Annotated in this window: 17 protein-coding genes; 10 read left to right on the forward strand and 7 right to left on the reverse strand. The window is 60.3% G+C overall.

The annotated features are described in order from the left end of the window. Positions 1 to 25: 25 nt before the first annotated feature. Entirely contained in the window at positions 26 to 829 is an 804-nt protein-coding gene (locus JQ586_RS36440; RefSeq protein WP_212399473.1) for an enoyl-CoA hydratase/isomerase family protein, read from the forward strand. Between the two features lies 1 nt (position 830). On the opposite strand, the gene JQ586_RS36445 is transcribed toward JQ586_RS36440, so the two are convergent. The 3 genes from JQ586_RS36445 to JQ586_RS36450 all read right to left on the reverse strand — a co-directional run bounded on the left by JQ586_RS36445 (position 831) and on the right by JQ586_RS36450 (position 4,307). After that, positions 831 to 2,453 carry an AMP-binding protein gene (locus JQ586_RS36445; protein ID WP_212399474.1) on the reverse strand — a complete coding sequence of 541 codons (1,623 nt, stop codon included), beginning with the start codon at positions 2,451 to 2,453 and terminating at the stop codon, positions 831 to 833. Positions 2,454 to 2,575: 122 nt separating this feature from the next. Beyond that, on the reverse strand, positions 2,576 to 3,376 hold the full coding sequence (locus JQ586_RS40885; protein WP_249148601.1) for an enoyl-CoA hydratase/isomerase family protein: 801 nt from the start codon (positions 3,374 to 3,376) through the stop codon (positions 2,576 to 2,578). A 49-nt stretch (positions 3,377 to 3,425) separates the two neighbouring features. After that, positions 3,426 to 4,307 (reverse strand): SDR family oxidoreductase, encoded by an 882-nt coding sequence (locus JQ586_RS36450; protein ID WP_212399475.1) that lies wholly within the window; start codon positions 4,305 to 4,307, stop codon positions 3,426 to 3,428. A gap of 219 nt (positions 4,308 to 4,526) precedes the next feature. Here JQ586_RS36450 and JQ586_RS36455 point away from each other — a divergent pair, with 219 nt between their 5' ends. The 6 genes from JQ586_RS36455 to JQ586_RS36480 all read left to right on the forward strand — a co-directional run bounded on the left by JQ586_RS36455 (position 4,527) and on the right by JQ586_RS36480 (position 15,018). Then, the gene (locus JQ586_RS36455; protein ID WP_212399476.1) at positions 4,527 to 5,051 is read left to right on the forward strand and encodes a MarR family winged helix-turn-helix transcriptional regulator; all 525 of its coding nucleotides are present in this window, start codon (positions 4,527 to 4,529) and stop codon (positions 5,049 to 5,051) included. Positions 5,052 to 5,153: 102 nt separating this feature from the next. Beyond that, complete coding sequence (locus JQ586_RS36460; RefSeq protein WP_212399477.1) at positions 5,154 to 6,287, forward strand: hypothetical protein; 1,134 nt, start codon at positions 5,154 to 5,156, stop codon at positions 6,285 to 6,287. A 495-nt stretch (positions 6,288 to 6,782) separates the two neighbouring features. Further along, positions 6,783 to 8,099, forward strand: a complete 1,317-nt coding sequence (locus JQ586_RS36465) for an ATP-grasp domain-containing protein (RefSeq protein WP_312017064.1) — start codon at positions 6,783 to 6,785, stop codon at positions 8,097 to 8,099. Continuing rightward, positions 8,096 to 9,346: an NAD(P)-binding domain-containing protein gene (locus tag JQ586_RS36470; RefSeq protein WP_212399478.1), complete on the forward strand. Its 1,251-nt coding sequence runs from the start codon at positions 8,096 to 8,098 to the stop codon at positions 9,344 to 9,346. The genes JQ586_RS36465 and JQ586_RS36470 overlap by 4 nt, the downstream gene beginning before the upstream one ends. Before the next feature lie 1,531 nt (positions 9,347 to 10,877). Then, entirely contained in the window at positions 10,878 to 11,087 is a 210-nt protein-coding gene (locus JQ586_RS36475) for a hypothetical protein (protein WP_212399479.1), read from the forward strand. 247 nt (positions 11,088 to 11,334) lie between these two features. Further along, positions 11,335 to 15,018, forward strand: a complete 3,684-nt coding sequence (locus JQ586_RS36480) for a response regulator (RefSeq protein WP_212399480.1) — start codon at positions 11,335 to 11,337, stop codon at positions 15,016 to 15,018. Positions 15,019 to 16,259: 1,241 nt separating this feature from the next. Here the strand turns inward: JQ586_RS36480 and JQ586_RS36485 are convergent. Further along, positions 16,260 to 16,922 carry a hypothetical protein gene (locus JQ586_RS36485; RefSeq protein WP_212399481.1) on the reverse strand — a complete coding sequence of 221 codons (663 nt, stop codon included), beginning with the start codon at positions 16,920 to 16,922 and terminating at the stop codon, positions 16,260 to 16,262. Between the two features lie 275 nt (positions 16,923 to 17,197). Beyond that, positions 17,198 to 17,566 carry a helix-turn-helix domain-containing protein gene (locus JQ586_RS36490; RefSeq protein ID WP_212399482.1) on the reverse strand — a complete coding sequence of 123 codons (369 nt, stop codon included), beginning with the start codon at positions 17,564 to 17,566 and terminating at the stop codon, positions 17,198 to 17,200. 717 nt (positions 17,567 to 18,283) lie between these two features. Between JQ586_RS36490 and JQ586_RS36495 the strand changes: the two genes are divergently transcribed. From JQ586_RS36495 to terL, 3 genes are all read left to right on the forward strand, one after another. After that, positions 18,284 to 19,108 (forward strand): hypothetical protein, encoded by an 825-nt coding sequence (locus tag JQ586_RS36495; protein WP_212399483.1) that lies wholly within the window; start codon positions 18,284 to 18,286, stop codon positions 19,106 to 19,108. Between the two features lie 141 nt (positions 19,109 to 19,249). Next, positions 19,250 to 19,792, forward strand: coding sequence for a DUF5681 domain-containing protein (locus tag JQ586_RS36500; RefSeq protein ID WP_249148604.1), 543 nt, complete (start codon positions 19,250 to 19,252; stop codon positions 19,790 to 19,792). Next, entirely contained in the window at positions 19,767 to 21,239 is a 1,473-nt protein-coding gene (gene terL, locus JQ586_RS36505; RefSeq protein ID WP_212399485.1) for a phage terminase large subunit, read from the forward strand. The genes JQ586_RS36500 and terL overlap by 26 nt, the downstream gene beginning before the upstream one ends. Before the next feature lie 225 nt (positions 21,240 to 21,464). Here terL and JQ586_RS36510 read toward each other — a convergent pair whose 3' ends face one another. Both JQ586_RS36510 and JQ586_RS36515 read right to left on the reverse strand, forming a co-directional pair. Continuing rightward, positions 21,465 to 21,848: a TadE/TadG family type IV pilus assembly protein gene (locus JQ586_RS36510; RefSeq protein WP_212399486.1), complete on the reverse strand. Its 384-nt coding sequence runs from the start codon at positions 21,846 to 21,848 to the stop codon at positions 21,465 to 21,467. Beyond that, positions 21,845 to 22,294, reverse strand: coding sequence for a TadE/TadG family type IV pilus assembly protein (locus JQ586_RS36515; protein WP_212399487.1), 450 nt, complete (start codon positions 22,292 to 22,294; stop codon positions 21,845 to 21,847). The genes JQ586_RS36510 and JQ586_RS36515 overlap by 4 nt, the downstream gene beginning before the upstream one ends. Between the last annotated feature and the right edge of the window lie 60 nt (positions 22,295 to 22,354).

Consider the following 22,354-nt stretch of genomic DNA (forward strand, 5'->3'; position numbering starts at 1 on the left):
CCGCAACAACGGATGGAAGCGCACCATGACCGAACCAGGCACCATCTCGATCGAGACCCGCGGTGCGATCGATATCTTGACCCTGAACCGTCCCGCGCAACTCAACGCGGTCTCACCTGACATGATCGCAGAACTGACCGCGTATTTCACGGGGCTCAATGATCGGCCGGCAACGCGGGTCGTGATCCTGCGGGGCAACGGACCCGCATTCTCCGCGGGCGCCGAGTTGGGATCGGACGCATTCGCCACGCCCGGCAAGGGGCGGCCGCAGCGCCAACTCAAGATGCAGCAGCACTACTCCGGCGTGATCCGCCTGATGCGATCGTGTCCACAGCCGATTATCGGCCTCGTTCATGGCGCGGCTTGCGGTGCCGGCTTTTCCTTCCTGCTCGCCTGCGACGTCCGCTTCGCCGCACCGGATGCGCGCATGAATGCCGCCTATATTCGCATCGGCGTCGGTGGTTGCGATATGGGTTCGGGCTATCTCCTGCCGCGACTTGTCGGGCTATCCGTCACATCCGAACTGCTGCTGACGGGGCGCTTCCTCGAGGCGGAGCGCGCGAAAGCGATCGGATTGGTCAGCGATATCGCGCCTGCCGATGGACTGCTCGCAAAGGGCCTCCAATTTGCCGCTGAAATGCTGCGAGTATCTCCGCTTGGGTTGCGGATGACGAAACAGGCGCTCAACGTGCTAATCGACGCGCCGAGCCTCGACGCCGCGCTGATGATGGAGGATCGCCAGCAGGTCATTCTGCTGGAGACGCATGATCACGCTGAAGCCGTCGCCGCATTCCGCGAGCGGCGGGACCCGACCTATTCCGATCAGTGACCTACTTTGCGTCGGCAAGCGCGGCGGCAAGTTCGCGCAGTTTGAACTTCTGGATCTTGCCGCTGGCTGTGCGCGGCAGCTCCGCCACGACCTCGACGCGCTCGGGCCAGAACTGCTTTGCCATCTTCGCTTCACCGAGATACGCCTGCACCGCCGCCAGATCGATCGTGCACCCAGTTCGGGCAACGATAAAGGCGCAGCCCCGCTCGCCAAGCCGGGCGTCCGGAAATCCGACCACTGCGACGGCCGCGACGGCCGGATGCTTGTAGAGCAGGTTCTCGATCTCGACGACGGGCACGTTCTCCCCGCCCCTGATCAGGATATCCTTCACGCGACCCGAGATGCGGATGTAGCCATCCTTGTCCATATAGGCGAGATCACCGGAATCGAACCATCCATCCTTGTCGAAGGTCGGCAGTTCGGGCCGCTTGTAGTATCCCTTGAACATCTGCGCGCCGCGAACGAGCAATCGCCCGGACTGCCCCTCCTCGACCGGGCTCCCTGCGGGGTCGACGATCCTTATTTCCATCCCATCCAGCGCCCGTCCGTCCGTGCTCGCGGATTTCTCGGCCGCGCGGGCAGGCTCGGTCAACGTGCCCGACAGGACTTCGGTCATGCCCCAAAGCGAGCACACCGTGAGGCCGAGTTCGTCGGCCGCGCGCTGGATCAGGACCGACGGGATCGGCGCACCGCCGCACAGGAAGGAACGCAGGCTTTTCGGATACGGCGCGCCGGCCTTCACCGCGTCGCAGATGTCGCCGAGGAACGGCGTCGAGGCGGCGGTGTAGGTGACGCTTTCGTTGGCCATCAGGCCGACGCCATGCCTGGCCTCCCAGACGTCCTGAAGGATCATCGTGCCTCCGAGATAAACCGAGAGCAGCACGACGGCAGCGTAGCCCGTCATGTGGCCGACCGGCGAGGCCACCAGCAGAACATCTGCCGAATCGAGGCCAAACCTTCCCGTGAGCGCCTTACAACAGGCAATCAACGAGTTCGACGTGTGCATGACACCCTTCGGTTCACCCGTCGTGCCCGAAGTGAACATCAGAACAGCCATATCGTCTGGCTCAAGGCCGGCTGGAAGGTCGGCGGTTTCCGTCGACAGCAGCACGCGCTCAAAGCTGGTGCTGCCCTCTCCGTCGACGACGATCACGTGCCTGAGATGCGGGAGATCGGCGCGCATGCCTTGCGCCATCGCGGCGTAGTCGAAGCCGCGATAGGCCTTTGGGACAATGAATACCTTGGCCTGGCAGAAGTTCAGGATGTAGGTCAGCTCGCGCTCCCGCAGGATCGGCATCACGGGGTTCATCACCGCGCCAATCTTGCTGCATGCAAACGCCGTGACGACGAACTCCCACCAATTGGGCAGTTGGACGGTGACAACGTCGCCGCGGCCAACGCCGAGTCTGACGAGCGAACTCGCTGCACGGTCAGCGAGCTCCTCCAGGCCCCTGTAGGTGAAACGACGCGCCTCGTCGCGATCAGCCCGGTCGGCGACAATCGCGACCTTGTCCGGCGCCTTCGCGGCGGCCTCGCTCAAAAGCTGATCCACGGTCTTGTCCAGCCAATAGCCGGCTTCGCTAAAACTCACGTGGGACGGATCTCGTAGAGCGGCCACGGTCATTTGTCCCTCCTGCGGTGCTGCCCAAGTTCCGAGTTCTTCGGTTATATGGTTTATAAGTGTACCTTAATATAGAGTACGATTTGTGGCTGACGGTGGTCGCTGAGCGCGGCAGTTCTGCCCATTCAGGATCCGACAAACACGGGCTTCCGCTTCTCCACGAAGGCCTTGACGCCTTCACGCGCATCCGCTGTCCGCGAAATTGCGGCAAGTGTTTGCGCCTCCTCCTCGAGCTGGCTTTCAAACGACCGATCGGCCGTCTGGCAGAAGAGCCGCTTGATCGCGCCAAGCGCTTCTGTGGGGCCCGCGGCAAGCTCCTTCGCGAGCCGCGCAGCCTCGGACTGCACGGCTTCGTCCGGAACCACGAAATCCACGAGACCCAGCGACAAGGCCGTCGCGGCATCGAAGGTCTCGCCAAGCAGGAAAAAGCGCCTTGCACGAGCCACGCCGATCCGGCGCGTCACCGTGGTGGTTGACCCGCTGTCGGGGCTGAATCCGATCCTGGAAAATGCAGCCGAAATCCGTGCAGATTCCGCCATGACGACCAGGTCAGCGGCGGCTACCAGCGATACACTTCCACCGGCGACATTGCCGTGCACAGCCGCAATGACAGGCGCCCGCATCCGGACCATCCTGGCGATCGCCGCATGCAGATCAGCGGTCCATGTCTTGATTGTTCTTGGCAGCGCGTCGCCTTCCTTAACAAGTGACATCAGGTCGCCGCCGACGCTGAACAGACGGCCGCGCGCCGACAGCAGGACCGCACGCACATCAGCCCGCTCGCTGAGCTCAGCGACGCACAGGCTGAATTCGCGACAGAACTCGCCGTCGATCGGGTTACCGCGCTCGGGCCGGCCCAGGACGACATGCGCGAGACCATCGTCAATGGTACAGTCGAAGCTCTTGGTCGTTATGGCCAACCCCATATTCAACTCGTCCTTTTTTGGCTGAGTGCAGATCGCTCCGCGCCGGAGCTCAAATCGACCGCGCCTGCTTTTCCTTCTGCACCGAGGCCTGGATCGCCTCGCGTGCGCGCTGCCAGTCGGCCGACGACAGCTTCGAAAGCCCGGCGAACGTCGAGGGTGCCGCCAGATGATGCCCGCCATCGATACTGATCGTGTCTCCGGTGATGTAGCTGCTGCCATCCGACATCAGGAAGATCAGGAGATTGCGCAATTCGTCCATCTTGCCGAAGCGACGCAGCGGCACCTCGTCCGTCTGCGTCGCGCCGACGCCAGTCTCGGCCAGCGGATTGAGCTTGTCCCACGCGCCCTCGGTCGGGAACGGTCCTGGCGCAATCGCATTGACGCGAATGCCCTTCGGTCCCCATTCGACCGCGAGCGACATGGTCATGGCATGGACGGCCGCCTTCGCCATCGCCGACGGGACGACATAGGCAGACCCGGTCCATACCCATGTGACGAGATTGCTGATGATCACGCCCGGCAAGCCCGCAGCGATCCACCGCTTCCCGCAGCCGAGCGACGCGTAGAACGAGCCATCCATCACCGTCGACCGGACCGACTCGTAACCGCGCGGCGACAGGCTTTCGGTTGGAGCCAGAAAGTTGGCGGCGGCATTGTTGACCAGGCCGGTAAGCGGTCCCTCCGCCCAGATGCTGGCCAGCAACGCTTCGATGCTGTCGGGATCGCGCACATTGGCGAGCAGCGCGGACGCCTCTCCTCCCGATCGAGCGCGGATTTCCTGCGCAGCCTGATCCAGGATGTCCTTTCGCCGCCCGCAGATGTAGACGTGGGCGCCGTGGGATGCGAATCCGACCGACATCTCCTTGCCGAGCCCTGTTCCTCCGCCAGTAACGAGGATGCGCTTTCCCTTCAGGACGGCAGCGTCGAACATGCGCGACTTCCTTCCCTGATCTCTTTATGCGGTCGATCGCTTCTCGGTCCGCCGGAGGCGATCGTTCGATCAAGTAATACACTAGCGTACTTCTTTTGTAAATCGAGCAATGGCGGTCAGGTGCCGATTTCGCGCCGGTTTCGCGACCGACCCTTTAAAATACGCTGGTGTATGGTATTAATCGATCTCCGTCCCCCGACTCGCCTCAAGGGAAACTCAATGGTTGATCAGCCCGATTGGGATCTCCGGCTTGGCTATCTCATCCACGACGTGTCGCGGCTCAGGAGAATGATGTTCGACCGCGCCCTGGCGCCGCTCGGAATCACCCGCTCGCAGTGGTGGGTGCTGGCATTCATTTCGCGCAAGGACGGCCTCCCCCAGGTTCAACTCGCCAATGAGCTCGATGTTGGCAAGGTCGCCGTCGGAAATCTGATCGACCGGCTGGAGTCCTCGGGCTTCGTGATCCGCCAGGCCGATCCGGTCGATCGACGGGTCAAGCGTGTCTATGTCACCAAGCAGGCGCGAGGCTTCCTCGAGAAGCTCAGGAAGGAAACCGACAAGTTCAACGCCACGATCGTCAACGGGATCGAACGGAAGCAGCTGGAAGCCGCGTCGGACGCTCTTCTCGCCATGAAGCACAACCTGCTGGCCATGTCGGACGGCACTGCGACCGATGGCGGAGAGGACGAGGAAGAGGAGACGCAGCGCTCCAAGACCCGGAAAAAGCGGCGTGCCGTGGCTTGAGGCCACCGCCCGCATGTCCAAATCAATCCGGCTTCGTGTTCAGTCCGCCCGAGCTCCGAGCCCTTTGTGGCTGTGCGACAGGACGGACTGCGGGAGTGAAAGATGAGGCTTAGGCTTGAGGTCTTGAACGTGTTGGCCCATAGCCCTGACGGCCGGGCAACGCTTGACCAGATCGCGCGTGATGCCGGTGCATTTGCGCCGAGCCCGATCCAGACCGAACACCTGAAGCTCCTCCCTGAAATTGCTGACATCGATATTTTCGCGTCTGGTCTGGTCTTCCGGAACAATGGCTGGCTGCACATCACGGATGCCGGACGCTCCCTGCTGCAATCACTGGGGGGCGGCAGTTTCCCGACGGATTCCCCAACATTTCCGGGCGCGGCTTTCCCTGAACGGGACAGCCTTGACACCGAGGCAATGACCGATCCGGGAGTATCTGACCGGATCGGGAGCTCTGTGATCGGCGAGCGGCATTCGAGCGCAGAGGATCGTCCCGACGAGATCAGATCATCAGTTGCCGCAGATCAGAATTATTCCGTCTTCGTTGCTGCGCCAGATTTGCGATCGATACGACAGGATTCGGGTCGAAGGCCGTTCCGGCAAACACGCTTCTTTGCCGTACTCAAGGCCTGGACAACGACGGTCGCCGACGCGTGGAAACGTCATAGGGAGCAGAACAACGCAGGTCTGATACGCAAGCGAACTGCTGGACGGATGGGCGGCGCCGTATCGGCATTCCTCAGCTTTTTCGCATTCGTGGCGTGCGCGGCCGCAGTGATCGCTCTTGGACAGACCAAAGCACTCAAGACGGACATCGCCAGGCTCAATCGAGAAGTTGGATCGCTCAGCGAGCGATTGGAAAAACTCGAGCGCGCGGAGAAGGCCAGACAGGAAACGGCGCAACGGGAGGCCGGCCAAAACAAGCCAGCGGCAGATCCGGCGGCCGACACGGGCAAGGCCGGAATCGAAGCACGCACCGACCAGGCCGCACTGAACCTGTCGCGCGAGGAAATCCAGATCATCCGTGAATACGTCAAGCCCGCGCCCGCAAGCGGCGCACCGACACCGGCGATCAATGTCGGCGATCCCATCAGCGGGGGGACGATCCCCCTGCCCTCGTCCCTCACCGAAAAAGTGCCCAAACTGCTCGGAGCCAGATTTGCGACCCGCAACGGGTCGATCATTATCGTCAGGAAAGACAGCCGTCAGGTCGACGCTGTGTTGCCGGCTTATTAGCCGGCGAGCGCAATCCGGCGTGTTGGTCGGCGCCCGCTCGTCAGTCTCGCCTATCACCCATTCGCGCAAGACCCACTTTTAATATTAATTAAATTAGGGCGTCACAATTATTTTAGCGTTGCATAAGCTCCATCGACGTATCGGTTCACCGCTTCGGAGGGCCCGAGCATCCAGGTCGCGCATCGACCACCCCGGTCGACTTGAATGCAGGCGTTGGCCTCCGCGTCGTTCCGACCGAAGCCGGCCCCCTCAAGTTTCTGTGTGGAAACATATATTCCGGCAATCGGGATCGGTGAACAGTTCCTGCCACCCTCATGGAGCTGATTTCTGTGGCTATTTAGCGTTGAACGGTTACCATAATTGCCAACCCAAGTAGACGCTGCTAAAGCGCGATGCTAATCGAAACCGCCCGCACCTTTGATATTCCTTGCGGGCAGCCGCGCTTTTCCAGAAACCGCCTCTTGGGCGAACCAATTAAGTTTGAAGACTGGTGTCGTGAAAATCTCGAATAAGCGCACGTCTGTGCTCTTGGGGTCTGCGTCGTTTGGTGGAACAATCGCTGCTGTCCGCCATCTTGCGAGAAACAACTTCGACGTCGACGTCCTGACAAGCCAACGCCTCGACGCAGCGGCATGGTCGCGTCACACGGCCCGTGTCTATCCCGCGCCACCGGAAAGCGAAGGTCCATCGTTTATTGAGCGGCTCGTCGCCATTGGTGCGGACGATCCGGGCAAGATATTGTTACCGACGTCGGACGACACTGCGTGGATGTATGCGGAGAATTCCGAGCGTCTGTCTCGGCATTTCCGTATGTATCAACCGTCGATCGGAACCTTTCAGCGCATTCTTGACAAGAAACTTCTTGCCGATGCGGCAATCAATGCCGGCCTCACTGTGTTGCCGAGTTGGGATCCGCAAAATATCGATGAAGTCGCGAAATTAGCGCCGAGCTTGCCCTATCCTATCCTTATAAAGCCGCGCACTCATGTTTACCGCCTCAAGCGCCACAAGGGGATAGTGGCCTACTCCAGCAGTGAGCTGTTGAGCAAATATGAGCTGTTTATTGATCGCGAGGGAAGCCGGGCGGTCGACAGCACATCTTTAGCCAATGCCCACTTGCCCATCCTGCAACAGTTCGTCCGGGTGGGGAGCGAGGGTGTGCGTTCGGTGACAGGGTTCATCGACGCGACAGGAGAGCTGTTTGTTACCCGGATCGCAACCAAAGTGCTGCAGCGATCGCAGCCCATCGGGGTTGGGCTTTGCTTTGAATCACTGCCGCAGGCGCCGGAGCTTTCGGATGCAGTTCGCCGCCTTTGTCGCGAGCTGGAATATTTTGGAATTTTCGAGGTTGAGTTTGTTCTGTTCGATGGGCGTTGGGCCGTTATCGACTTCAATCCGCGCCTCTTCAATCAGATCGGGATGGACATCCGCCGCGGCATGCCGCTTCCGCTCCTTGCATGTCTTGATGCTGTTGGTGACATCACATCCCTGCGTGAAGCGCTGCGGAAGGCGCAGGAGCAAGATGATCAGCGCGTCGTCTTTTGCGATAGCTTCGTCCTGCGCGCGTTTCTAATTGCTCGGACGATCTCGAGCCGAACGTCGCATAAGGACCGCAGCTATTGGCGCTCCTGGCTCAAGCAGCATGCGGCCGATGCAGTCGATTACGCCGTCGACGGCAGCGATCCAGTTCCCGCGGTAATCCATGCGCTCTCGCAAACCTATCTCGGCATCAAAGCTTTGCCGCGGCTGTTGCGTTTGACGTCGCCAGACGCCGCTTGGACGCCAGAGCAAGCCATTCAGGAATTGTCGTGAGCCATATCGCCGTCGCGATCATCGGAGCCGGTCCGTATGGACTTTCGCTCGCCGCACATCTTTCGGCGCGCAGGGTAGAACACCGCATCTTCGGACATCCGATGCGATTCTGGTCTGATATCGCCGAGGCCGGTGGCCAGCGCTATCTCAAATCCTTCTGTTTCGGAACCAACCTCTCTACACCGGTGCCGGGCTATTCCTTCGCTGACTATAATGGGCCCCGTGGTCTCGAGACTTTCGAGCCGTGCTCGATCGCGAATTTCACGGAGTACGGGCGCTGGTTCCAGCAACACAATGTGCCTTGGGTCGAGCCCGTGGAAGTTGAACACGTCGATCGGCAGGGAGAGAGCTTTGCTATCTCTCTTTCTAATGGCGAGCGAATTGTCGCAGATCGGGTAGTCATTGCGACGGGGTTGTCAGGCTTTGCGTATGTGCCGGCCGTGCTGTCATCATTGCCAGCGGATCTTGCGGTCCATACATCCGCGGTTACCAGCTTCACCGCGTTCAAGGGGCGCGACGTCGCGGTGATCGGGGCAGGTCAATCAGCTCTCGAAGCGGCTGCCTTATTGCGCGAGGCAGGCGCACGGCCACAGCTTCTCGTACGGGAAAGCTCGATACGTTGGCATGACCGCTCCTCACTCGAACCTGGTCTTTGGGAGCGACTGCGCTGGCCCATCTCGGGGCTGGGACGCGGACTAAAAGCCAAGGCGCTTACTGAATTTCCGGGCGCTTTTCATCGAGTGCCCGCCAGATGGCGAACTCGGTTCGTTAAAAGCCACCTGCCAGCCGAGGGTGCATGGTGGCTGCGCGACAGAGTTGAAGGCCAGTTGCCGATCCATCTCGGAGTAACCGTCGTCGATGCGCGCGAGGTGTCCTCGCGCGGGGCACTGGAGCTCCGTCTTGCAAGTGATGCAGGGGAACGTCAGTTGGTTGTCGACCACGTCATCGCCGGTAGCGGATATGATATCGACGTTGGACGTCTGACGTTCGTCTCTCAGCATCTGCGAAGTGCGATCGAACGTCTCGGGCGGGCGCCAAAACTAAGTGCCAGCTTCGAGGCGTCGGTATCGGGACTGCACTTTATCGGTCCATTGTCAGCGATGAGCTTCGGCCCACTCTTTCGTTTCGTGACAGGTTCCGAATACAGCGCGCGAGTTGTTTCGACGCGTCTGTCGCCGCGATCTGGCTTTCTCGCTGCGCAGAAAAAGGCGCACCCACGCCAATCGCCCGCATCTCGCGCCCTGTGAACTTCTACCTGGCCGCCGCCGCGGCCTCCGTCTCAGGGGCTCGATAACCGTGCATACCACCTGACGGCCGAAAGTTCGCCTGAGCAAACGATTCACCTATGCGCGCCATCGGCAAACGCTCTCCGATCTTCGGATTACGCTCCGCCTCAGCGAGGTCAAGGAACTGTTCGATCCAACTAAAGTCGGTCGCATGATTGAGGAAAAAACAGCACCAGATTCACAATTGTAATTTCCGGGACTGAGGTACGGGCGGATCATCTCATTACTGGGCAGGGAAGTTTTCATTACGGACGTATCTTAGGGCCCAGAGAGCAACCCGATTAATGGCAACGGGCGGTTCGGCGATGCATAGGAAGAGACCGGCCCCAGCTAGCCCCTCTCGCTGGGGCCGTTCTTTGCGGGAACAAGGGGACCAGCGCGGCTAAGATCTCGCTCCGACACGAGTGGGAGAATCCGGCCTCATTGCTTCCCGGCGCCCAGGCCGCGTTATTTGGAACGCTCAAATCCAATCGAGCCTGCATGCCGTCAGGAACTGCCACTGCGATCTTCTACTTGCCCACCGCGAGGCTATTGAACTGTTCCTCGATCGTTCCGCAATGGCAACCAGACGGTGGTCCGCCCTAACGCCCTGCTGCCAAAGTCGAATTTCGAAACAGCCCAATTTGCTCCATCGGGACGCCGCCTTTTTGCCGCCCCTCGTTCGCCGTGCCCAACTCTGTTCATATATCTTACTAGGTAACATAGCCGTCATCTGTTCACAGTCTGTTTCCACCTCTGAACCGTTACTTGAAAGGCGAAAGCTGATCAGAAAGTGAACAGCCGAGCACGCGTCGCCTTGGGGAAAGTTGTAGGCGCGGTGCTCGGCTGTCAGGCCGCGCGGCGGTGCGGCCATTCCGCCTGCCTCGCTCAACCCGATGAGCGAGGCCGTCGGAGCTACTATTGCTAGATCCGCGCCGTCGAATGGAGCGCGTTTCTCCAAAGGCCAAATGCGACGAACCCGGCCAGCAACAAAGAGCCGCCTCCGACCGCGATCAAAAGAAGCGCGAACGTCATCTTGGAACATCCCACCGGAGAGATTCATGCGGTGCGGTATGCGCCGCAAGCTGGCAATCAAAAGCACTTCAGAAATTGATTTGCCCTGCCGGCCGCCGCCGGACAGCCCGAAAGGTGGCTGGCACTGCGCTCTGCCCACCCTTCGATTTCAGAGAGGTTATCAAGCCTACTTGGCTGAGCCTCGCATCGTACGGTTCGTCACACCGTTCAACTGTTAACAGGATAATCGATAAAACTTTATCGACAATCGAAAGGAGAAATTAAGGTTACCAACGTGCACGTCGTTCGGCCGCAGCGCCTCTTGCGACGACTGCGAAGCGCTGGCGGCTGCTACCGAACACTTCATCGGGTGGATGTCGGATCGATAATTCGCCGACGAGACCGATGACAACCGACCATCCGACAACTGAATATCTGCCCCGACGTGAACAGCAAAACCGTGGCATGACCATTGCGCGCCTGATTGTCCCCGCGACATATGCGCGAGATCCCGGTCCACGATTTTTACACAAGAGACGGCAAGCTGCGGGAAGACGGCAGACTCCTGCACGACATTTACTTCGTGCACGTAGAAACGCCGGCTGAATCGAACGGCCCTTGGGACTACTACAAGATCATCGCGACGATCGCGGGCGATCAGGCGTTTCGACAGGCGGGCGAGGACGGATGTCCTCTCGTTGAGCGATGACAGTGAACCTACCGGGTGACAGGAACGGGTCCGAGAGTGACCTTTCGCGACCGTTCGCGCGGCATGGGAAACGTCTGCCATCGTTCACCGACGCTCGTGATGCAGCGCAGATATCGTTGCGACTCCGCCTGCGGTCGGCGGAGTTCGCGCAATCGAGCCGCGAAGCAACTGCCGCCGGTGGCGCCAACTCAGGAACCATCCCCGACAATTAACGTTGACCCCGGTTTTTAAGGCAGCTGGAAGATACATGGTCGAGACCCAAGAAACCTCCTCTGCAGAGGCCTCCTGGATCGCCGGCGGGGGCGAGATGGGGTCGCTCATCCGGGCATTCGACTGGTCGAAGACAGCCATCGGCCCGATGAAGGACTGGTCTCCAACATTGCGAGTGATGATCCCCTTCCTGCTCGCGAACCGCTTTCCCCTGCTGCTGTGGTGGGGACCAGAATACGTCTCCATCTACAACGACGCTTATCGCCCTGTGCTCGGCACCAAGCACCCCTGGGCTCTCGGCAAGCCGGTGAGCGAGTGCTGGAGCGAGATTTGGCACATCCTGGAGCCACTTATCGACACGCCATTCAACGGAGGTCCCGCCACCTGGAACGAGGACATCGAACTCGAGATCAACCGGCACGGTTTTCTCGAGGAGACCCATTTCACCGTCGCCTACAGCGCCGTGCCAGACGAGGCCGCCCCGAATGGTACCGGCGGCGTGCTGGCGACGGTTGTGGAAATCACCGAAAAGGTCGTCGCTGAGCGACGCACCATCATCCTCCGGGATCTTGCCGCGCGCGCCGGCGACGCGCGCTCGACGGCCGAGGCCTGCGCCATGGTGACCGAGACGTTGGCTCTGCACCCGAGAGACGTCCCGTTCGCCTTGCTCTATCTCATCGGCTCTGACCGCAAGACCGCCTCGCTCGCCGGAGCCGCCGGCATTGATCCTGGCACGTTCGCCAGTCCCAACGTGGTCGCGTTGTCCGGCAACGACCCGGGCGGCGGCTGGCATTTCTCCGACAAAGCTCCCTTCACCGTGTTCGAGGACCTGCAGTCCCGTTTCCCGTCAGAGCCGGAACGGAGCTTCTCAAGTTTGACCCGTAAGGCGGTGGTGCTTCCCATCGCCGCGCTGAATTCATTGGAGACGAGCGGCTTTCTGGTCGTTGGGACGAATCCGCGCCTTGAGCTCGACGAGCGTCATACCGACTTCCTGCAACTGGTGAAAGCGCAGGTGAGAAGCGCCATCGCCAATGCGCGATCGTACGAAGAGGAGCGCAAGCGCGCCGAAGCGCTGGCCGAGATCGACCGGGCGAAGACGACGTTCTTTTCCAACGTCAGCCACGAATTTCGGACGCCGCTGACCCTCATGCTAGGTCATGTCGAGGATATGCTGTCGCGCGGCACGCTGCCTGCCGACGACCGTGAGCGTCTGGTCGTCGCTCATCGCAATTCCCTGCGGATGCTTAAGCTCGTCAACACTCTTCTTGAGTTCTCGCGGATCGAAGCCGGACGTGTGCGAGCCTCGTTCGAGCCGACCGATCTTGCCGCGGCCACGGCCGAACTCGCCAGCGTCTTTCGTTCGGCCACCGAAAAGGCAGGACTTAAACTCATTGTCGATACCCCTGCCCTGCCCGAGCCCGCCTACATTGATCGCCAGATGTGGGAGAAGATCGGCCTCAATCTCCTGTCGAACGCCTTCAAGTACACGCTGCAAGGCGAGATCGAGGTGAAGCTTCGCGCAGATGGCGACCATTTCGTCCTGATGGTACGCGATACAGGCATCGGTATTCCTGCCGGTGAGATGCCTCGTCTGTTCGAACGATTCCATCGGATCGAGGGCGCCGAGGGTCGTACCCGAGAGGGATCCGGCATCGGGCTTGCCCTCGTCCAGGAACTGGTCAGGCTGCACGGCGGCAACGTGTCGACTGAAAGCAAACTCGGCGGGGGAACGACGTTTCGGATTTCGATTCCGAGGGGAAGCGGACATTTGCCGACCGATCAAATCGGGCGCGCCGCGGGGCCCGCGACGACTCCCGTCGCGGCGGCGCCTTTCATCGCGGAAGCCTTGCGGTGGCTGCCCGACGGCAACTCCGACGTGCCCGAATTCGAACTTGAGTCCCCGGCGGCGTTGCGAAGCGAGGAACGCGCATGCGTGCTGGTCGTCGACGACAATGCCGATCTGCGCGATTATCTGCGCCGCCTGCTCGGTCCGCACTACCGCCTCGAAGTCGTCGCAGACGGCAACGCTGCGCTTGCAGCGGTCGCCTGCCAAAAGCCGGACCTGGTTCTCACCGATGTCATGTTGCCGGGGCTGGATGGCCTGCAGTTATTGAAGAAGCTGCGCAGCGACCCCCAGACCAGTACCACCCCCGTGATCATGCTGTCCGCGCGAGCCGGAGAGGAAAGCCGCATCGAGGGTCTGAGCACCGGGGCTGACGACTACCTGATCAAGCCGTTCAGCGCACGCGAATTACTGGCTCGCATCGAAGCCCACCTCAACATGGCTCGGTACCGCGCTCAGGCGGCGAAGGCGCTGCAAGCGAGCGAGGAGCGTTTCCGTGCCTTCGTCACCGCCAGTTCGGACAGCATCTACCGGATGGGCCCAGACTGGAGGGAAATGCGGTTCCTGGAGGGCAAGGATTTCATTGCTGATACAAACGGCCCGAGCGAAAGCTGGCTCTCCAGGTACATCCATGCCGAAGATCAGCCGACGGTAAGGGCGGTGATCCGGGACGCTATCGCGAGCAAAAAGGTCTTCGATCTCGAGCACCGGGTCATTCGCGTCGATGGCAGCCTCGGTTGGGCCCATTCGCGCGCAATACCGCTTCTTGGCGCGGATGGCGAGATCATCGAGTGGTTCGGGGCCGCGCGCGACGTGACCGAGCGGAAGCATGCTGAAGAGACCCAGAAATTGCTGATGAACGAGCTAAATCACCGTGTGAAGAACATGCTCACTACGGTCGATGCCATCGCGCAACAGACCTTGCGCAGATCGAAGGATCCCGCGTCGTTCGCCGACAGCTTCAGTGGGCGCCTGCAGTCGATGTCGCGCATGCACTCGCTTCTCACCAGCACGAACTGGGAGGGCGCGGATTTACGCGAGGTCATCCGCGATCAGATCCCGCCCGGCGCGCTCGACGACAATCGGGCCACGGCCTTGGGACCATCGGTGCAGCTTGAGCCTCAGATGGCATTGCACACCGCCCTGATGCTGCACGAGCTCGGCACGAATTCGGTTAAATACGGCGCCCTGTCCAGGGCGGATGGCAAGGTCTCGATCGAATGGAGCGTGAGCGGCGACGGGCTACAGCTCGACTGGCGGGAACGGGGCGGCCCCCCGATCAAGGTGCCAGTGAGGCGCGGTTTCGGCACGACCCTCATCGAACAGACGGTTAAGGGGGAAGGCGGCAGCGCGCGGCGATCGATCGAGGGGGACGGGATCCATTGGGAGCTCATTCTGCCCTTGGCGAATTCCGACGTTTCGAAACTACAACCGCGTCCACCGAAAGTTTCGTCCGGATCTGTGCCACCCCCCGCAGCCTCACCGCTCGCCAACCTCAAAGGCAAGACGTTCGCTATTATCGAGGATGAGCCGCTGATCGCCCTAAACATTATTGCAGCTCTGGACCAGGCGGGCGCGCGAGTTGCCGGACAGGCGGTGACGGTGAACGAGGCTCTGCGCCTGATCGCTGAGCACAATTTCGACTGTGCGCTGGTCGACGCGAACCTGCGCGGCCAACAAGTCGACGAGGTTGCGGCCGCTTTAACCCGCAAGAAGGTGCCGTTCGCGTTTGTAACGGGCTACGGCAGAGAAGCGCTGCCGTCGAGCTTCGCACGGGCGAAGGTTCTGAAGAAGCCCTTCACCGAACAGCAATTGCTTCAGCTGACGGCAGAGTTACTCGCGGCACCGCCCACGACTGTCGTGCGGCTTCGGGATTGATCGTCGAGAGTTCGGAACGCCAGACAGTGCCTGGCATCGTTGACGCCGAGATGCGCGATGTCAGTCTCTGCCCTTTGTGCCAATCCAAACCGCGGCTGCTTTGCTGGTACGCGTGAAGCATAGGTCGCGAGCGTTGCAGATTTACAACCCGCGCCGCCGTTGGCGCGTCACCCAGAGCCTCCCCGAAGCGGCAATGACCGCCGATTTCCTGGCCGGCTACCCTTTCACGCTTGCGGAAGCGCGTCCCTTATCGGCGATGCCTTCTCGCTGCTGGTTCTGAGTCGAACGATCGATCGTTCCGCCCACGTGACGGTGCCGTCAGCGCCCCGCAGAGAAGCAGTGATCGGGCGCCATCCCGCCGGCTCGACTGGTCAGCAACTAAACCGGACCTGAGGCGTTTCATAAATCGGGCGACTTTCTAAAGGCTGGAGAGTCTGATGCTCAGGAAAACCCTTGTTTCACTGATCGCTTGTATGGCCGTGGCGTTTGCGCCGACTGCCGCTTCGGCACGCGGAGGCTTCGGGGGCGGTGGCTTTCATGGTGGCGGTTTCCACGGCGGATTCGGTGGCGGCGGCTGGCGCGGCGGTGGTTGGCGCGGGGGCGGGTTTGGAGTGGCGGCTCTTGGACTTGGGATAGGTCTCGGCCTGGCGGGTGCCTACGGTTACCCATACGGATACGGCTACCCGGCGTACGGCTACGGCTATTCCGTCTACGGAGACGATTACGGCTACGGTTACCCGTATGGCTACGGCTACCCGTACCGCGCCAGTTATGGCTACTGTGTCGCAACAGCCAGCCAACATGCATATACTTGCTATTAGCAGCGAACCGGCGGGTTTCCCGACGTTGAAAGCTCCCTGCCCGGTCCGTGGATGATCCGCGCGAACTCAGCAGCTTGATGCAGTCGCCTGCCCCCGTGGCATTGATAGTTTGCACATAGGCCTGCACCGCGCTTTCATCGTCGCATGGGCACCAAAACCGTCCGGCACCTCGCCGAGCAGGCCAGTAATGCGCGCATGCTCGCTTTCTTGGGACCGGCCCAGCCATCCCCTGCCCATGGGTGAAGCCCGGAACGCCGGACCAGGCTTCGCCATCCGCATTGCCAACAAGCTCAAGAGGATCACGCGGACATCCCGGCCATCGCGACTTTGTTTGAGGGGCGCACGAGTGGCAGTGCGGGTCTCCAATTCGCAAGGCAGCGACGTCGCTCGGGGAAATCAAATCCGCCGTTCCCTGACGTCTCAGGTCACGCGGTTTGTGGGGTCGCGGAAATGCCCACCTCCGTCAGAGCCCCCAACATCACCTTCAGGTGTGCTGTGAAGTCGCAGCCGGACGCCCCAGGCCGCCACCTGCAGCAAGGCGGCCGCGATAGCCATCACGGTGAAGGGAAGATATTCGACGAGATGCGGAATTCCTCCCTGCAGCGGATTCTGCCAGAAGTCGTAGAGAAAAACATAGAGAATGTAGTTCATCCCGATTGTTCGCAACAATCGCCACCCGCCAGGGCCGAGCAGCGCGTGCAGACTGCCTAGCGAGAAAAATGCAAGCAGCACGGTAATGCTCGCAGCAGTCCCGAAGCGGATGAACAGACCGATTGACGGCGTCGCGCCTATCCAGCAAAGCCAACCAACCAGGGCGAGATGGACAAGGAGCGCGGCAGCGAAAGCAAGGCCAAGCTCGCGTCCACGCTGCTTCAGCGGCAGAAGCGCCGCACCAAAAAGGGTCGCCAACGGCCCGCCGGCATATGCCGGCCAGAACCAAATAAACGTGACGCGACCTGTGGCGATCAGCGCTGCTCTCGTGCCGTGAGCGTCGACACCGCGAGCCACGAGTATTGAGAGCGCCAAAAACAAGTTGGCCGCAAACGCCGCGCCCACCCACCATTTTGCAGGTCTGGATCGCATTGATCCTGCGTCCCCAACGGCGCCAGGCTCGGGACTATCTCCGGCGCTCAAGCAGTCTATTGCAAGTCTTGGAGGATGTGACTCTCAGAAGGAGTACCCAAGACGAGACCCTCAATTGCGCCGACCCGACGGCCATTCAGATTCAAACTATCAAAGGGCGAGTATATATCATCGTCACATCCATAGATTTCATGCGATCGTAGTTGAAATTGATCTGGCTCTAACGACGTCCGGCTGAACCCTATTAGAATGACATGGGGTATCGGTAACTAACGTTAGTTGCGCGTGCTAATCGACACGACGAAGCCCTTGGCCTCGATCGCCCGCACCAGTTCCTCGAGGCTCAGTTTGATCCCGGTTATGCTGATAGCGCGAATTTCGCCGTCGCGATTCTCGCCATTCAGAGCCTCGCCGTTCGACTGCCTGCCCGTCTCAAGATACGAGCGACTTACGCCCAGGACCTCAGCGATCAACTCGATCGTTGTGGTGCGCGGCACGGTTCCCTTGTTTTCCCAATGCCAGATGGCTGCAGGACTGACCTTGATGAGTTTGGCAAACTCCGCAACGTTCATGGAGCGTCGCGTCCTGAGGAGTTTCAGTCGTCCGGAAAAATCCGAGTCGTGTTTTGATTCTGCTTTAGCCACTGGTGTCGTCCTTGCTCGTCCGAACTCGCCCGAGATCGGGAATCGGGCGTGACACATCGGAAGCAGTTTAAATTGATGCGGCAACCACTCATGTTAAAAATATCACGTTGAAAGCCCTCACAAAGATAACGTTTAGTTGTCTGCAGTCGATCACTCGCCAGCACAGCTAATTGAGGCCCACCGGCTGGCGCAGGAACCGATCCTTGGTGGGGAAGCTTGTTTGGAAGCCCCAACGGGCACCGGATGAAATGACAGAAGCCGCTTCCGCAAAATGGGCGCCGGCCATAGGAAGACCAAGACTGCACATAAAGGGAGCTCGGTGATCTGCTCCGGTCTGTCTGACACTTACGCGCGGATCCGCCGATCAGTAATTGCCTTCATGCTTATTCCCGCCGTGAAGAACCAAAAGGCCGTCCGGAACGCCACCGGCGGACCGACGCATTGTGCGGTTCACGTTCTTTGATCACAGCCGACGTGACGCCGACGAAAAGCGGCCAAGATCAATCAACAAAACATTCAGCAGGGACATTCGATGCAATTGCAGGGATACCAGCGACGTCATAATCCGACATAAAATCATTCTATTTCAATAAGTTACGCGAAATTTCCCTATTACGGTCCTTGCAGGGAGAGACGAAGAAATTTGCAGGGAGATAAATTGACGAGCGTCCGACAATTTAAATTGACGAAGACACGTCAAAATTGTTACTTTCCTGAATGGCTTTGCTCGAAGATGATTTTGACGAGGCGCTCCAGCGTTACCGCAGAGGCGTCTTCACGGATGCTGACGTGACTGCCTGCGCCGGCTTATCGGGGCGATCGATCCGGCAGTTGCTCAAGGTAGGTGCCGTGCAAACAGTTTCTGGCGAACGCGGCGCCGGACATATTCGCAAGTTCGACTCAAAGACCTTGAAGCGGCTGGTGTTGGTTTCGGCCCTCAATCGTGCCGGATTAAGCCTCACGCTTGCCGGGCAGATGGCGTACCTGCTGCCCGACGACGACCATCTCTATGAACAGTGCGATCCGATCAATGTCCTGTTCGATACTACGCAACGTGTCGATCCTCGCAGCGGGCTTCCACCCCGCCTTGCGAAGCCACGGTTTGACTGGTTCGACCCGGACAAGCCTGGCACCACCGATCCCGAAAACGATCGGCGGCTTGCAATCTACGACGGCCGTTTTGTAGCGCTTCTGCAACCCGGACGTGAGCCGCTGATCTATGGTGATCTTCGCAAAGGCGGTACAGAATTCGTCAGCTGGTGGCCATTCCGATCGCACACCAGCGCGATCTTCCTGTCGACGGATGCCGATGTCGGCCCCAAGTGGGAGGATCCGCTGATACCAGCGAACCGGATCAATCCGCGGTTTCTCAACTACCGCGAAGAAAGGCATGACGGCGACGACGACCCCCTGATGCTGGCGGCCCGCGCGGCGGCCGAGCGTCCCGTCTTCACGACCAACATCAACTTGTCCCTCGCCCTCCGGCTTGCGCTGCGCTGCTATCTCGGGCTCGAACCGCGGTCAGCAATTGGCACGAACTGACGATGATGGCCGGCCAAAACGCAAGATCTCGACCAATTGTTGCGCGCAGCGGGTTCACGGCGAGCTGCGAAGTCCAAAAGATCAAAGCGAGACGACGGATTCCTTGGCCGCACACTCATCCAGCGAAATCAGAGGACCTCAATGACAGCAACGAGTCGAAAAAGGTCACCACGAAAGCGCGCGATATCACGGACCGCACCTGGCACGCGGCCCCTGGACGCCGAGTACCGGGTTGGGCCCGGCCGCCCGCCGCGCGAATTTCAATTCAAGCCGGGGCAAAGCGGCAATCCCGAGGGCGCACGCAAGAGGCCGCCCTCGATTGCACCCGACTTGAAAATCCTGCTGCAGCACGCGCTCAGCAAGAAAGTGACGCTGACTGTGGACGACAAGGTGCGCGTGCTCACCAAAGCGGCGGCAGGGATCATGCAGCTTGTTGACCAATTCGCACGCGGCGATCGCCATGCGCGGCGCGATCTGTTCGATCTCGCCGACAAGCTCGGCCTTGATCTTGGCGCCGGCAGCAAGGCTGCGCTCGAGGAACTCAGCGCCAGGGAGCTTAAGGCCGAAGACAGCGCCATCCTCGACGACTTCATCAGGCGACGGACCGTCAGGCCGAGCGACCCAATTATTCCTCCCACCCAGAATGAGGACGAAATCCATGACGAAACGCAAGACGATAGCTGACCCTCGCGTCCTTGATGCAATCATTCGGACGGATTTTGCCAGCTTTATCCAGTTCGCGCACCAGATCCTGTCGCCAGCCGTTGCCTTTCACGGCAACTGGCACATCGACGCAATCGCCTACCATCTTGAACAAGTCAGAAGCGGAAAGATCAAACGTCTCATCATCAATGTTCCACCGCGCATGATGAAGTCGACGATCTGCTCGGTCGCCCTGCCCGCCTTCTGGCTCGGCCATGAACCTGCCAAGCGCTTCATCTGCATCAGCTACAGTAACGAGCTTGCCATCAAGCTAGGCAACGATTGCAGGGAACTCATGAATTCGCCTGCATACCGGAAGCTGTTCCCGAACAGTAAACTGTCCCGCCAGAAAAACACTGAGACTGAATTCACGACGACGCAACGGGGTCAGCGTATGTCGGCCTCGATCGACGGAAGCCTGACCGGGCGCGGCGGCGACGTCATTATTGTCGACGACCCGATCAAGCCGACCGATGCCCTGCGGGATCGTGTACGCGAGCGCGTGAACAGCGTCTTTTTCAACACCATCGAGTCCCGGCTTGACGACAAGCGGACTGGCGCGATCATCGTTGTCATGCAGCGCCTTCACGATGATGATCTGGTCGGCCGATTGATACGGGAACAGGGGAAGGAATGGACCGTCCTCAGTCTGCCGGCGATTGCCGAGCAGGAAGAGAGGATCCAGATCGGCGATGATCGATATCATGTCCGCCAGGTCGGCGACCTGCTCCATGCCGAGCGTGAGCCACGCGAAATCCTCGAGCGCATCCGGTCGCAAACTCCGGATGTATTTGCCGCGCAACATCAACAGTCGCCAGTTCGGCGCGAGGGGGTGCTGATCAAGCGAGACTGGCCGAACCGCTACCACATTCTTCCGGAACGCGCATCTGACACGATCGTGGTGCAAAGCTGGGATACGGCCTCGAAGGACACCGCTCAGTCGGACTACTCCGTGTGCACGACATGGCACTATCGGGACAGATCATACTACCTCGTGGACGTCACCCGCCGCCGCATGGACTATCCGACCCTCAAGGCTGTAGCGCTCGCGCACGCAGAGCGCCACAAGCCGAACGTTATCCTGATCGAGGATGCCGGCGTCGGGACCGCACTGGCCATGGAATTGAAAAATGCCGGGCTGCACACTGTCGCCATCAAACCCGAGGGCGACAAGCGCGCACGGATGTCGATCCACTCGACCAAATTTGCAAATGGGCAGGTGTTGCTGCCGCAGGAGGCGTCATGGCTCGCCGATCTCGAAGACGAGCTGTTCGGTTTTCCAGGCAGTCGATATGACGATCAGGTGGACAGCATCAGCCAAGCCCTGGCCTATGAAATTGCGACCAACGAGTGGACCGACCAGGCGTTGAAAAATTTCGGCAGACTCTTCGGCACCGCCGAATTCTACATGCGTTATGCGGGACGGTGATCAGTTCGCGGGATCAAAACCCCTAAGACTCATGCTTGGTGGTTGAAAGACGCGACGCCAGGGCCGCCCCCATTTTCGTCGGTGAACTCGGCGCCGGATGCTGGTGGCCGCATGTAACCAACTCGCTGACCCAATGGGGACAGATTGGCTTTGTTTTGGAAAACGAGGGGGCTGCCATGCCCACATCCGCGCTACGTGCGCTGTTTTCGATTGGGGCGGTTGTGTTCAGGCCGGAAAACAGGCCGCGGCCGTCAGCGTGAATGGAGCCAGGTTGAGCACCTGGGGGAATTGGAACTGATAGTTCGCGCTGACCTGGCTGCCGCAGGCCGCGGTGCTGTAGGTGAACGTCGAGGATGGCAAGGTCAGCCCGAAGGCCTGCCGGGTCGCGTAGGTGGCTATCTGGTTCGGATTGGTGGTGGGGCAAAGCGTGGGGTTCACGCTGGCACATCGCGCCGTGACTTCCACCGCGTGCTGCATGCCGACCTGCGTCCACATCAACAGCCCGAACTCGATCACGCCGAACAGGAACGCGAAGAAGACCGGTGCGATCAGGCCGAACTCAAGTGCCGACGCACCGCTGGTGTCGGGCCAGAATGCCGCGCGCGTCACTGCAGCCTCGCGGTTGACTGGGTGTTGATGACATAGCTGTTCGGTATGATCTGATAGTTGATGATGGTCGAGTAGCTGCCTTGCGCGGAGACGACGGTATAGGTACCAGCCAATCCGCCTCCGGGACACGTTGCCCCGCAGCTCATTGTGCTGACGCCGGAGGCTGTCGCGCACCCGCAGAACTTGGTCGGAACGGGCGATGCGCTGATCGCATTGGAATTCGTCGCGGCCACCACCGCAGTTGAAATCGCATTGCTGTCGTACCCGTGCGCGATGGCATATTCGACCCCCGCCTGGGACGAGCCCTCGACCTGCATCTTGCGGTAGACCGCAAGACCGATGTCGGTCACCGAGACCACCAGCAGCGAGAGCAGCGGAACCATGATGCCGAATTCGATTGCCGCGACACCGCGTGTGTCCTTGCCGAATCTGCGACGGAGAAACATGCCGCGCCGTCGAGGACGGCACTCACCACCTGTCATGTCCGTTTTCATCTGACCACTCCG

It is taken from the genome of Bradyrhizobium jicamae, assembly GCF_018130215.1.
GTDB lineage: Bacteria > Pseudomonadota > Alphaproteobacteria > Rhizobiales > Xanthobacteraceae > Bradyrhizobium > Bradyrhizobium jicamae_A.

Excerpts from the sequence above, each read along its gene's own strand:
- JQ586_RS36475 (WP_212399479.1), top strand. The coding sequence starts at position 10,878 with ATGCGCGAGATCCCGGTCCACGATTTTTACACAAGAGACGGCAAGCTG.
- JQ586_RS36440 (WP_212399473.1), top strand. The coding sequence starts at position 26 with ATGACCGAACCAGGCACCATCTCGATCGAGACCCGCGGTGCGATCGAT.
- JQ586_RS36445 (WP_212399474.1), bottom strand. The coding sequence starts at position 2,453 with ATGACCGTGGCCGCTCTACGAGATCCGTCCCACGTGAGTTTTAGCGAA.
- JQ586_RS36500 (WP_249148604.1), top strand. The coding sequence starts at position 19,250 with ATGACAGCAACGAGTCGAAAAAGGTCACCACGAAAGCGCGCGATATCA.
- JQ586_RS36460 (WP_212399477.1), top strand. The coding sequence starts at position 5,154 with ATGAGGCTTAGGCTTGAGGTCTTGAACGTGTTGGCCCATAGCCCTGAC.
- JQ586_RS36480 (WP_212399480.1), top strand. The coding sequence starts at position 11,335 with ATGGTCGAGACCCAAGAAACCTCCTCTGCAGAGGCCTCCTGGATCGCC.
- JQ586_RS36455 (WP_212399476.1), top strand. The coding sequence starts at position 4,527 with ATGGTTGATCAGCCCGATTGGGATCTCCGGCTTGGCTATCTCATCCAC.
- JQ586_RS36495 (WP_212399483.1), top strand. The coding sequence starts at position 18,284 with ATGGCTTTGCTCGAAGATGATTTTGACGAGGCGCTCCAGCGTTACCGC.
- terL (WP_212399485.1), top strand. The coding sequence starts at position 19,767 with ATGACGAAACGCAAGACGATAGCTGACCCTCGCGTCCTTGATGCAATC.
- JQ586_RS36515 (WP_212399487.1), bottom strand. The coding sequence starts at position 22,294 with ATGTTTCTCCGTCGCAGATTCGGCAAGGACACACGCGGTGTCGCGGCA.
- JQ586_RS36485 (WP_212399481.1), bottom strand. The coding sequence starts at position 16,922 with ATGCGATCCAGACCTGCAAAATGGTGGGTGGGCGCGGCGTTTGCGGCC.
- JQ586_RS36450 (WP_212399475.1), bottom strand. The coding sequence starts at position 4,307 with ATGTTCGACGCTGCCGTCCTGAAGGGAAAGCGCATCCTCGTTACTGGC.
- JQ586_RS40885 (WP_249148601.1), bottom strand. The coding sequence starts at position 3,376 with ATGGGGTTGGCCATAACGACCAAGAGCTTCGACTGTACCATTGACGAT.